This is a genomic window from Streptomyces sp. TM32, from assembly GCF_004122755.1.
Taxonomy (GTDB): domain Bacteria; phylum Actinomycetota; class Actinomycetes; order Streptomycetales; family Streptomycetaceae; genus Streptomyces; species Streptomyces sioyaensis.
This window is the reverse complement of the sequence record NZ_SDIG01000006.1, coordinates 1-11,476: the sequence shown is the minus strand read 5'-3', so window position 1 is coordinate 11,476 and position 11,476 is coordinate 1. Positions and strand designations below refer to the sequence as shown.

Annotated in this window: 12 protein-coding genes and 1 riboswitch; of the genes, 6 read left to right on the top strand and 6 right to left on the bottom strand. The window is 69.0% G+C overall.

Going from position 1 to position 11,476, the window contains the following annotated elements; all coding sequences use genetic code 11:
* The first annotated feature begins 22 nt into the window (after positions 1-22).
* Positions 23-940, top strand: coding sequence for a pyridoxamine 5'-phosphate oxidase family protein (locus EST92_RS02620; RefSeq protein ID WP_129279358.1), 918 nt, complete (start codon positions 23-25; stop codon positions 938-940).
* A gap of 28 nt (positions 941-968) precedes the next feature.
* Here EST92_RS02620 and EST92_RS02615 read toward each other — a convergent pair whose 3' ends face one another.
* From EST92_RS02615 to EST92_RS02595, 5 genes are all read right to left on the bottom strand, one after another.
* Positions 969-1,448 (bottom strand): NUDIX hydrolase, encoded by a 480-nt coding sequence (locus EST92_RS02615; protein WP_006604379.1) that lies wholly within the window; start codon positions 1,446-1,448, stop codon positions 969-971.
* Positions 1,449-1,494: 46 nt separating this feature from the next.
* Entirely contained in the window at positions 1,495-2,391 is an 897-nt protein-coding gene (locus EST92_RS02610) for a LysR family transcriptional regulator (protein WP_129279357.1), read from the bottom strand.
* A 326-nt stretch (positions 2,392-2,717) separates the two neighbouring features.
* Entirely contained in the window at positions 2,718-3,845 is a 1,128-nt protein-coding gene (locus tag EST92_RS02605) for a cystathionine gamma-lyase (RefSeq protein ID WP_129279356.1), read from the bottom strand.
* Positions 3,842-4,471, bottom strand: coding sequence for a low molecular weight protein-tyrosine-phosphatase (locus tag EST92_RS02600; RefSeq protein WP_129279355.1), 630 nt, complete (start codon positions 4,469-4,471; stop codon positions 3,842-3,844). The genes EST92_RS02605 and EST92_RS02600 overlap by 4 nt, the downstream gene beginning before the upstream one ends.
* Positions 4,472-4,474: 3 nt before the next feature.
* The gene (locus tag EST92_RS02595) at positions 4,475-4,852 is read right to left on the bottom strand and encodes a phage holin family protein (protein ID WP_129279354.1); all 378 of its coding nucleotides are present in this window, start codon (positions 4,850-4,852) and stop codon (positions 4,475-4,477) included.
* A 48-nt stretch (positions 4,853-4,900) separates the two neighbouring features.
* On the opposite strand from EST92_RS02595, the gene EST92_RS02590 reads away from it, so the two are divergent.
* The 4 genes from EST92_RS02590 (at position 4,901) to EST92_RS02575 (ending at position 7,728) form a co-directional block, all read left to right on the top strand.
* Entirely contained in the window at positions 4,901-5,218 is a 318-nt protein-coding gene (locus EST92_RS02590) for a cupin domain-containing protein (protein ID WP_129279353.1), read from the top strand.
* A gap of 240 nt (positions 5,219-5,458) precedes the next feature.
* Complete coding sequence (locus EST92_RS02585) at positions 5,459-5,683, top strand: DUF5326 family protein (RefSeq protein WP_129245810.1); 225 nt, start codon at positions 5,459-5,461, stop codon at positions 5,681-5,683.
* A gap of 741 nt (positions 5,684-6,424) precedes the next feature.
* Positions 6,425-7,201 (top strand): IclR family transcriptional regulator C-terminal domain-containing protein, encoded by a 777-nt coding sequence (locus EST92_RS02580; protein ID WP_129279396.1) that lies wholly within the window; start codon positions 6,425-6,427, stop codon positions 7,199-7,201.
* Positions 7,202-7,305: 104 nt separating this feature from the next.
* Entirely contained in the window at positions 7,306-7,728 is a 423-nt protein-coding gene (locus tag EST92_RS02575; protein WP_040898836.1) for an SsgA family sporulation/cell division regulator, read from the top strand.
* Positions 7,729-7,896: 168 nt separating this feature from the next.
* Here EST92_RS02575 and EST92_RS02570 read toward each other — a convergent pair whose 3' ends face one another.
* Complete coding sequence (locus EST92_RS02570) at positions 7,897-9,315, bottom strand: YibE/F family protein (protein ID WP_129279352.1); 1,419 nt, start codon at positions 9,313-9,315, stop codon at positions 7,897-7,899.
* Positions 9,316-9,384: 69 nt separating this feature from the next.
* A riboswitch (TPP riboswitch) is annotated at positions 9,385-9,541 on the top strand.
* Here EST92_RS02570 and thiC point away from each other — a divergent pair.
* Complete coding sequence (gene thiC / locus EST92_RS02565) at positions 9,535-11,322, top strand: phosphomethylpyrimidine synthase ThiC (RefSeq protein ID WP_129245806.1); 1,788 nt, start codon at positions 9,535-9,537, stop codon at positions 11,320-11,322. (Overlaps the previous riboswitch by 7 nt.)
* Positions 11,323-11,476 lie beyond the last annotated feature (154 nt).

Below are 11,476 nucleotides of genomic sequence, written 5' to 3'. Positions count from 1 at the left end.
TCCAACAGGGGAGAGGTCGGGCATGGCGCAGCAGGAACGCCCCGGGAGCGACGGCGAGCACCTGGTTCAGCAGAGGCTCGGTACCACCGAGCGCGCAGACCGTTTCTACGGGGACCAGGTCCTGGACCATCTCAACGTCCGTATGCAGGAGTTCGTGGCCCGACAGGAGATGTTCTTCCTGGCCACGGCCGACCGGCACGGTGAATGCGACTCGTCGTTCCGGGCCGGGCCGCCCGGTTTCGTCCAGGTGCTCGACGACCGGACGCTGGCGTATCCGGAATACCGTGGCAACGGTGTCATGGCGTCCATCGGCAACATCTCGGAGAACCCGCGCCTGGGCATCATGATGATCGACTTCACCCGTGACCGCATCGGGCTGCACATCAACGGACGCGCCCGGGTCGTCATGGACGAAGAGATGCGGGCGCACCACGACGACCTCCCGGTCGACCCGGTCCCCGGGCGGCGCGCCCAGCTGTGGGTCACGGTCGAGGTCGAAGAGGCGTACATCCACTGCGCCAAGCACATCCCGCATCTGCAGAAGGTCCCGGCGCAGCAGCGCGGGGCGCGGGCCTGGGGCACCGATGACGTCAAGCGCAAGGGCGGGGACTTCTTCGGCGCGGCGGCCGAGGCGGGTGAGCGGCCGCCCTTCCGGCGCACGGCGCACCGGAACGAACACCTCCGTGGCGGACTGCACGAGGACATCGAGGACGTGGTGTACCAGGACGCCGCTCCGGTGCCCGCCGCCACGTCTCGTGCCGCACAGACCGGCCCGACGCCCGGCGCCGGGCCCCGGGTGGCCGGCCGGGAGGATGTCGTCGAGGAGCTGAATGCGGAGTTCCTCGACCGGGTCGAGCAGGTGCTCGCCCGGGCCCGGCCCCGCGGGCCGGTGGAGGACGACCCCGCCTTCCGGGGATGGTTCGGCCGACGCGACGCCTGAGCCGGCGCCGGCCCGCGCCCGTGGTTCGTCAGCCCAGGTCGGGGGCGTGCATCGCCCGTACGCCCTCGATATTGCCGTCCAGGTAGTGCCGTAGCGACAGGGGTACGACCTCGACGGAGGCGATGCCGACACGGGTGAAGGGCACCCGCACGATCTCGTAGTCCCCGCAGGGTTCGTCGACCTCGGGGCCGTGTCGGCGGGAGAGGTCCATGGAGTCGAGCCGGCAGACGAAGAAGTGCTGCACCTTCACGCCGTCCACCCCGCCGTCGCTGAAGTGCTCGACGGTGTCGACGAAGACCGGCACCACGTCCTTGATCTTCGCGCCCAGCTCTTCGTCCAGCTCCCGGTGGAGGGCGTCGATGACCGTGGCGTCCTCGGGCTCGACACCGCCGCCCGGAGTGATCCAGTACGGTGCCCGGCCCGGCTTGGTGCGCTTGATGAGAACGAGGTCCGCTCCGTCCAGCAGAATCGCGCGGGCGGTGCGTTTGACGACTGGCCGTACGTTCATAGGGGACAGATGCCGCAGCCGAGGCCTGGTGAAACCCGTGCCTCGCTCACCAGGCGGTCGCGGCCCGCAGCAGCCACTCATGCGCCCGCGCGATATGCGGCAGCCCGAGCGTCCCGTGCCGTACGGCCAGGAAGTAGGTCCGTAGCGGAGGTACCGGCGGGTCGAGCAGGGCGACGATCTCGCCGCTGTCCAGCGCGTCGGCGCACAGATAGCGGGGCAGTACGGCGATCCCCGCACCGGCCGCCACGCAGGACAGCACCGCCCGGAGGTCGGCAGCGATCACGGCGGCGGAGGCAGCGGGCTTGGCGTCGAAGACCGCGGACCAGTAGCGGGAGATCAGCGGCAGGCTTTCGTGGACCTCGACGAGCGGCACGGGATCCAGCACCCGCGCGCCCCCTGCCTGCAGTTCCGCGAGTCCTCCCAGTTGGTCCACCCATAACGGCGCGGCGATCAGTACATGCTCCTCGTCGCACAGCGGGGTGGCGGTGAGCAGTCCGCCACGGGGTCGGGCCGTGCTGACCGTCAGATCGTGATGGCCGGAGGACAGGCCGGTCAGCAGCTCCTCCGCGGAGCCGAAGGCGGTGCGTATGGACAGGCCCTGGGCGATCAGCGGGGTCAGTGCGGGGAGTGCGCGCTCGGCGAGGAACTCCGGGGGGCCGGCGAGATGCAGGGTGCGGGTGACGGAGTCCCGGTCCAGGCCGGCCTCGGTGATCTCGGTGAGCGCGTCCAGATGCGGCGCGACTTTGTGCGCGAGTTCATCGCCGATGGTGGTGGGGGTGACGCCGCGGGCGTAACGCAGGAAGAGCGGGCGGCCCAGCTGGCGTTCCAGCGCCCGGATCTGGCTGGTCACCGCGGGCTGGGAGAGGCCGAGTAAGGCCGCGGCGCGAGTGAAGGAGCCGGCTCGGTGCACGGTGACGAAGGTGCGCAGCAGGGCCAGATCCATCGCGTACCTCCTGCGCCCCTCGGAAGCCTGGTCGCGGGCCAACTATAAATTTGTCGATAGGGCTGTGTCGCTAGCGTGATTGGACACTGACGCACAGTCAACTAGCCTTGTTCGAGCGGTCGTTTCACGTGGAACATTTGGTTTCACGTGAAACGCGTGGGCTCGAGCCACGTGGAACCGCAGGCCGGCAGGGTGACGAGGGGGGATACCCTGCCGGCCTTCATTTGCTCTTCAGGTGCGCCGGGCGCAAGGCTCACTCGTTTTGTTCGAGCCGTTCCGCCGCGTGCAGTTCATGTTGTGTGTGCAGATCATCCCGGTCGGTTGGGTCAGTTCCGCGTGGCGGAGTCCAGTGCCCGGGTGACGTCCGCGATCAGGTCCTCCGGCTCCTCGATGCCGACGGAGAAGCGGATGAAGCCTTCCGGCACCGCGTCGCCGCCCCAACGGGCCCGGCGCTCGGCGCTGGACCGCACGCCCCCGAAGCTCGTCGCGTCGTCCACCAAGGTCAGCGCCGCCAGGAACCGCTCCGCGCAGGCCTTGTCGGGCAGCGTGAAGGACACCACGGAGCCGAAGCAGCCAGGGCGCATCTGCCGGGCTACGAGCGCGTGGGCCGGGTCGGACGGAAGCCCGGGGTGGCGCAGGCCGGTGACCTCGGGTCGGTCGGCCAGCGCGGCGGCCAGCGCCAGAGCGCCCGCCGACTGCTGGCGGACGCGCAGCGCGAGCGTGGCGAGCGAGCGATGCGCGAGCCAGCTCTCCATGGGGCCGGGGACCGCGCCCACGGTCTTGCGCCACAGCCGTACGGCATCGGCCAGCGCGGCATCACGGGTACTGGCGTATCCCAGCAGGACATCGCCATGGCCGGTCAGCGCCTTGGTGCCGCTGGCCACCGAGAAGTCCGCGCCGAGTGCGAGCGGCCGCTGGCCGAGTGGGGTGGCGAGGGTGTTGTCGACGGCGACCAGTGCGCCGCGACGGTGGGCCTCGTCGGACAACCGCTGGATGTCGCAGACGTCGAGGCCGGGGTTGGAGGGTGACTCGATCCACAGCAGCCGGGCGCCGTCCAGGGCATCGAGCTGTGCGTCGTGCGCCGTCGGCGCCGTACGGACCTCGATGCCGTAGCTCTCCAGGCGGGTCCGGACGGCCGGCAGTAACTGGTAGCCGTCGCTGGGGAGCACCACGGCGTCGCCGGTGCGCAGTTGCGAGAAGAGGACAGCCGTGACGGCTGCCATTCCGGAGGCGAAGGTGACGGTATGGGTGGTTTCCTCCGGCAATTCGAGCTCGCCGATGGCCTGTTCCAGACGGGTCCAGGTCGGGTTGGCGTCGCGGCCGTACGTATACGGGCCGACGGCATCGCCGGGAAGGTGGTAGTGGGCCGCGAACACCGGCCCGGGGAGCGTCGGCTCGTATGCCTCGGGCTCCGGAAGCCCGGCCCGTACGACGCGGGTGCCGTCGCCCGTCATGCGCACTCCTTGGCGCGCGACCCGTGCCGGTCCCGCGGGGCGGGCGGGGCGTCGTGCGCTGGCGCGCGGGCCGCGACCACGGCGCGGGACGTGAGCGCGGTACGGACCGCTGCCAGCAAGCCCTCGCTCGCGGTCTCGATCATCTCCAGGCACTCCTCGAATCCGGCGAAGCCGCCGTAATGCGGATCGGGTACGTCCAGGTCACCCGTGAGGTCGGAGTCGGAGAGGAGGCCGGGGAGCTCCCCCGAGCCGGCGTCCGCCGCCGCGCCCGGGGCGTACGAGCGCAGCAGCCGGACCTTGTCGGCGTCCTGCTCGGTGGGGGCGAGGCTGCGCAGTGCGCGCAGATGGCCGGAGTCGAGCGCGATGACCAGGTCGAGCCGGTCGAACCAGGAGGCGCGGAACTGCCGGGCGGTGTGGGCGTGTGCGTAGCCGCCCGCGCGCAGTACGGCGACCGTGCGCGGGTCGGCTCCGTCGCCCTCGTGCCAGCCGCCGGTGCCGGCGCTGTCGACCTCGACCAGACCGTCGAGTCCGTCCTCCGCGAGGTGGGCGCGGAAGACGGACTCCGCCATCGGCGACCGGCAGATGTTGCCGGTACACACGAAGCAGATGCGGAACGGGGCGTTCAAAGGTCAGTCCTCATCGGGAAGGATCACGTGCATCGCCCAGGCCACGATGGAGACGATCACGCCGCCGACCAGTGCCGCCCAGAAGCCGCCCACATGGAACGCGAGGTCGGCCTTGCCGGCGAGCCAGGAGGTGAGCAACAGCATCAGGGCATTCACGACCAGCGTGATCAGGCCGAGGGTGACGATGAACAGGGGGAAGGAAAGCAGCTTCACCACGGGCTTGACGATGAAATTGACCAGCCCGAAGATCAGCGCGACCAGGATCAGGGTGAGTATTTTGCGGCCGGTGTTCTCACCGGTGAGCGTGATGTCCTTGAGCAGCCAGATGGCCACGGCAAGCGCCGCGGCGTTGGCGATCGTCTTGACCAGAAAATGCTTCATGGTGAGATCGTCGCAGACGATTCTGAACTATCGAGGGGTGCGAACGGCATGAAGGCTTTCCGACTGGATGAGCTGGAAGCGGAGCGGGCCGCGAACGACGGTGCATATCTGCAGTTCGTCCGGGAACGCAACATGTCGGTCGGGCTGTATGCGCTGGACGCGGGCAGTATCGATCCGCAGCAGCCGCACGCCCAGGACGAGGTGTATCTCGTGGTCAGCGGCCGCGCGGCGATCACCGTCGGGACGGAGACGGAGTCGGTGGCGCGCGGCAGCGTGGTCTATGTACCGGCCGGGGTGCCCCACAAGTTCCACCACATCAGCGAGGACCTCCGGGTGATGGTGGTCTTCTCTCCTCCTGAGAGCTAAGGGACGGCCCCCGGGACCCGTAGGGGAAGGGTCAGGGGCGGGTGGGGGCTGCGCGGCCCCCGCGGCAGCGGTCCGCGTCCTAGCATCGTGAGGGAAGGGAACGGAAGCGGGCGGCGGCCGACACGCAGCACGCGGAACGAACCCTCGGCGCGACATACGGCGCAGCAGGCGGACAACGCAACGGACAGATGGCGCGGTGCACACAGCGACAGCGCGACAGACAGAAAGCAGGGCAGAGCAGTGGCTGGTAAGGGGATATTCACAGGGCTTCCGTGGTGGGTCACCTGGGTCGTGGTGCCCGTCATCCTGATCGTTGTCTTCGGCGGACTGATTGCCACCGCGCTCGGCATCCTGATCGGCCTGCTGTTCAAGGTCCTCATCGCGGCGGCGCTGATCGCCGGAGCCATCTACCTGGTCCGCAGGTTCACCGGCTCCTCCTCGTCCTCGTCCAAGAGCGACTGGTAAGCCGCAGACCGGGACGGCCGGCCTCACCCCCTCGTCAGCCCCGTCCCCGTCCGACCCCACGGCCCGCGCGTCGCACCCTGCCTCACCGGCTGACGTCTGACTCCGCACGCCCCGCGCGGGCCGTCCCACACTCACGGCAGCCTTCGGGCATCACGGCATCACGCGGCGGTCGCCGCGCTTACGGCACTACATGGCAGTGGCCGCGTGCGGGGTGGCCCGACCCACACGACGCAACTGACACGCTCGACCGACCGCAACCGGCTCCCTGCATCGGCTCACCGCACCGGCTCACCCCGCCGATTCACCAACGCTCGCGAGCCGCAACCGATGCACCCACACCCCCCCGGGCCTCACCGCCACGACTCACCAACACCGACAGGCCACCAACGACTCACCACCACCCACCGGCCATCACCGACTCACCGACACCATCACGTCCGATCGACACCGCCCCAAATCGCCCAAGGGTGGCGCAATCGATTTCGATGTCGAATCCATCCCGCCCACTCAAGTCCACACATGCACCAGGTGAGGTAACTCCCCGAATTTCCCCTTACCGCCCGGATCGACCGAGTTAGAGTGCGGCGCGCAGGCGTCTTCCGGATGGTGGTATTCCGGAAATTCGAGTGAGGCGAGACCGGTCCGGGCGGCATCGCGGGGCCTGGGAGACGCGCGCGGTTGCGGGAGTGGGTCCCGTGACCGGGGCCCGTGCCCCACTGCGAGCGGATCTGGGGGTTGGCATTGTCAGTTGTGAATGGCGAATCCGCCGCTCATCCCACCTTGATCGGATCGGTGCAGCGGGCCCTCCGGCTGCTGGAAGCGGTGGGCGCGCATCCTGGCGGTGCGCCCGCCAAGCAGCTCGCCAGGGAAACCGGGCTGCCGCTGCCGACGACCTACCACCTGCTGCGGACCCTGACGCACGAGGGCTATCTGCACCGTGAGCAGGGCGTGTTCGTCCTCGGTGCGGCGGCCGAGGCCATCGGCCGGGCCGGGGCCGGGTGCCGGCAACGGGCACAGATCTCCGAAGCCCTGGCGGTGGCCGGGCGGGAACTGCATGCCGCCGTCTACTTCGCTGTCTACCGCGAGGGTGAAGTCGAGGTGGTGGCGGTCACCGACGATCCGGCGCGGCCGCCCGTGGAGGAGTGGGTCGACTTCCGCACCACAGCCCATGCTCATGCGATGGGGCAGTGTCTGCTCGCGCAGCTTGACGAGGCATCCAGGAAGGAGCATCTTGCGCGCTATCCCGTCCAGTCGATAACGCCCTTTTCTGTGCGAACTGAGGACGATTTGCTGCACCGCTTGGATACAGTGCGTCGCGGTCAAGTCGCTTATGAGCGTCAGGAATATGCCCTTGGCACGGTGTGTGCAGCCATCCCCATTCAGGTCGGGGCGGCCTCTGCTGCGCTGGCGATTTCCTTGCCCGCGAACGAACTGCATCGATTGCGGTCCGTTACAGACCGACTACGGAAAATGGCGGAGGCGACACTAACGACACTCGCCTTCTCTATCAGTATCTGAAAACTCACTCCTTGTGATCTGCTGGCACGTGGCAGACGATGGCGCCAATAGGGCTACGGGGGATGTTTCCCGGCCATCTCCGATCAAGTGCGGGGCAGTGGTTGATGACCGACACAGTTCAGGCAGAAGTGATCATGAGCTTCGTCGTCTCGGATGAGCTTGCGTTCCGGATTCCGGTGGAGCTGGACTTCGCGAGCGCCGATCCCTTCGCCGTCCGCCTCACCTTCGATCTGCCCGGCGATGCCCCCGTGACCTGGGCGTTCGGCCGGGAGTTGCTGCTCGACGGGCTGAGTCGACCGTCCGGTGAGGGCGATGTGCGTATCGAGCCGGCCTCCCCTGAGCACCTCAGCGACGTCTTCATCAGCCTTCAAGTCGGCTCCGAGCGTGCGCTGTTCCGGGTGAGCGCGGCACCGCTGGTGGCCTTCCTGGACCGTACGGACCGGCTCGTACCCCTCGGCAAGGAAGAGGTCTGCGACACCCTGGAGGCCGTACTCGACCGGATCCTCACCGAGGCCCCGGCCGGCTGAGTTCGGCCAGCCGACCCCGCCCGTGCGCCCAGCCCCGACGGCGTTCTCCCTCAACTCCGCCCCCGCACCGACCGTCCAAGCCGGAGCCATAGCGGGTACGCAGGTCATCCCGCGTACCCGTCCGCCTCTCCCCGCCTGGGCCGCGCACCCTCCCGCCCGCGGTCACCCTCACCGCTTGCGTCGTCTGCCGTGTCCCCCGCGCCGCCGCTTCGGGCCGGCCGTGGCGTCCGCCAGCCCTCCGGCGGCAATCGGCTCCCCGGTGTGCGTACCGGCTCCCGAGCCTTCTCCCTCTCCCGACCTGTCCGCGACCTCGGCCAGGCCCGGCTCCCTGCGGTCCGCGGAGACGACCAGCGCCGCCAGCAGCGTCGTCAGCGGTACCGCGGCGACCAGTCCGATGCTGCCCACCAGCGTGCGGACGATCTCCTCCGCGACCACTTCGCTCGTGGCGACCGTGCCGACGCTGCTCTGTGCGATCGAGAACAGCAAAAGCAAGGGCAGTGCCGCGCCCGCGTAAGCCAGCACGAGGGTGTTGACGACGGACGCGATGTGATCCCGGCCGATCCGCATCGCGGCGCCGTACAGCTTGCGCCAGCCGGCCGACGGGTCCGCCTCCTTGAGCTCCCAGACCGCGGCGGTCTGTGTCACGGTCACATCGTCGAGCACACCGAGCGATCCGATGATGATCCCCGCCAGCAGCAGGCCGCGGATCTCGATGTCCGGGAAGAGGCCGTGCACCAGTCCGGTGGTGTCGTCCGTATTGCCGGTCAGCAGCGCCCAGTTGATGAACACCGACCCGAGCAGCCCGATCAACAGCAGTGACGCCAGGGTGCCGAGCACGGCCACCGACGTGCGAGCCGTCAGCCCATGGCACAGATACAGCGCGATCAGCATGATCGCGCTGCCCCCCACCACCGCCACCACCAGCGGGTTGGAGCCCTGCAGGATCGCCGGGAGGATGAACAGCGTCAGGACCACGAAGCTGGCCGCCAGCGCCACCAGCGCGAGGACGCCGCGCAGCCGGCCGACGAGCACCACCGCGAGGGCAAAGATCGCCGCCAGCACCCACATCGGGACCGACCGGTCGACGTCGCTGACCGCGTACTGCAGTTCCTTCGGTGCCTTGGGGGAGTACGACACCACCACGTCCTGGCCGGTGGTGTAGTGGCGCAGGGCGTCCGGCGTGACCACCGTCTTGAAGGTGCGCCCGGCGTTCTCCCCCGTGGTGACCTCGATCGTCGCCTGCTGACAGGGCTTGCCCTTGTCCGCTCCCCCGGTCGGTGGTTGCCCGCCCGGCGACGGCGGCTGGGGTTGCTGCTCGGCATGGACGTCCGCGCAGTTCACCTCCGCCACTTTGGTCACTCTGGCCCGCTCGGTGGGCTGGTCGAAGCCGACACCGGACGGTTTGTGGGGTGGTGCACCGCCGGGCCAGAGCACGAGCAGACCGACGGCAACCGCGGCGGCGAAGGGGATCAGCACCGCCGCGATGACTCTGCGCAGATGCCGGGAGACGGGCGCGGCAGGACCGTGGCCGTGGGAGTGGCCGTGGGAGTGCGGCGCGGAATGGTGGTGGGACCCGTGAGGAGGCACCGCCCGATCATCGCAAGAAATCCGGGCCCCCTGTTCACCGTGGCGGACTGGCCGCTACCGTGGTGACACCTTTGCAATCGCGGGAGCTCGGAGCACCGGGCTGAGAGGGCGCTGACCTTCGTCCCAGCGGCGTTTCACGTGAAACGCCCATGGACGGAAGCCGCTGCGTCGACCGCCGAACCTGTTACCGGGTAATGCCGGCGTAGGGAGTTGGGTCATATGACTCTGCAGGATGCACGCACGCCCGAAAACGGTGCCGGCGACGGCAACGAGCCGCAGATCGGCTGGCACAAGGGCTATGTCTCCGGATCGCGCCCGGACCTTCGGGTTCCGGTGCGACGGGTGCATCTCACCAATGGCAAGGACGTGACGCTCTACGACACGTCAGGGCCATACACCGACCCCAATATCGAAACCGATGTCCGCCGCGGCCTGGCGCCGCTGCGGGAGAACTGGATCATCGGCCGCGGCGACACCGAGGAGTACGCGGGCCGCCCCATGCGTCCGGAGGACGACGGCCTCAAGCACACCTCCCCGCGCGGCGGCCTCAAGAACCTCGACGCGGTCTTCCCGGGCCGCCCCCGACAGCCGCGCCGTGGCCGCGACGGCGCCGCGGTCACCCAGCTCGCCTATGCGCGGCGCGGGGAGATCACCGCGGAGATGGAGTACGTCGCGGTCCGCGAGAAGGTCACCCCCGAGTTCGTGCGCGACGAGATCGCGGCCGGGCGCGCGGTGCTGCCGTCGAACATCAACCACCCGGAGATCGAGCCGATGATCATCGGCAAGAACTTCCTGGTGAAGGTGAACGCCAACATCGGTAATTCGGCGGTCACCTCCTCCATCGAGGAGGAGGTGGAGAAGATGACCTGGGCGACCCGCTGGGGCGCCGACACGGTCATGGACCTCTCCACCGGCCGCAACATCCACACCACCCGCGAGTGGGTGCTGCGCAACTCCCCCGTCCCCATCGGCACCGTCCCCCTCTACCAGGCGCTGGAGAAGGTCGACGGCAAGGCCGAGGAGCTGACCTGGGAGATCTACAAGGACACCGTCATCGAGCAGGCCGAACAGGGCGTGGACTACATGACGGTGCACGCCGGCGTGCTGCTCCGTTACGTCCCGCTCACGGCCCGCCGTAAGACCGGCATCGTCTCCCGCGGCGGCTCGATCATGGCGGCCTGGTGCCTGGCGCACCACAAGGAGTCGTTCCTCTACACGCACTTCGAGGAGCTCTGCGAGATCCTCGCCTCCTACGACGTCACCTACTCACTCGGTGACGGTCTGCGCCCCGGCTCCATCGCGGACGCCAACGACGAGGCGCAGTTCGCGGAGCTGCGGACGCTCGGCGAGCTGAACACCGTCGCCAAGCGGCACGGCGTGCAGACGATGATCGAGGGCCCCGGGCATGTCCCGATGCACAAGATCAAGGAGAACATCGACCTCCAGCAGGAGATCTGCGAAGAGGCGCCGTTCTACACTCTCGGCCCGCTGACCACCGACATCGCGCCCGCCTACGACCACATCACCTCCGGTATCGGCGCGGCGATGATCGCCTGGTGGGGCACCGCGATGCTCTGTTACGTCACGCCCAAGGAGCACCTGGGTCTGCCGGACCGCGACGACGTCAAGACCGGCGTGATCACGTACAAGATCGCGGCCCATGCGGCGGACCTGGCCAAGGGCCACCCGGGCGCCCAGGAATGGGATGACGCGCTCTCCGACGCACGCTTCGAGTTCCGCTGGGAGGACCAGTTCAACCTGGCTCTCGACCCGGACACGGCCCGTGCCTTCCACGACGCGACGCTGCCTGCCGAGCCGGCGAAGACGGCGCACTTCTGCTCGATGTGCGGGCCGAAGTTCTGCTCGATGAAGATCAGTCGGAGCATCACCGAGCAGTTCGGCGGGGAAGCGGACGCGACGCCCGAGGAGGTCGAGGCGGGGATGCTGGAGAAGTCCAAGGAGTTCGCCGCCGCAGGGAACCGGGTGTACCTGCCGCTGGCCGACTGACCCGGCCTCGCCGGTCGCGCTGTCCGGGCGGGGAAACCTCCTGTGTTCCCGCCCGGACAGCGTGGCCAGTTCCGGTGCGCGGCCACGCCGGACGACGACCCCACCCGCTACGTCCCCCGCCGGAGCACCTCACCCGAGAGCCGTATCCCGACCC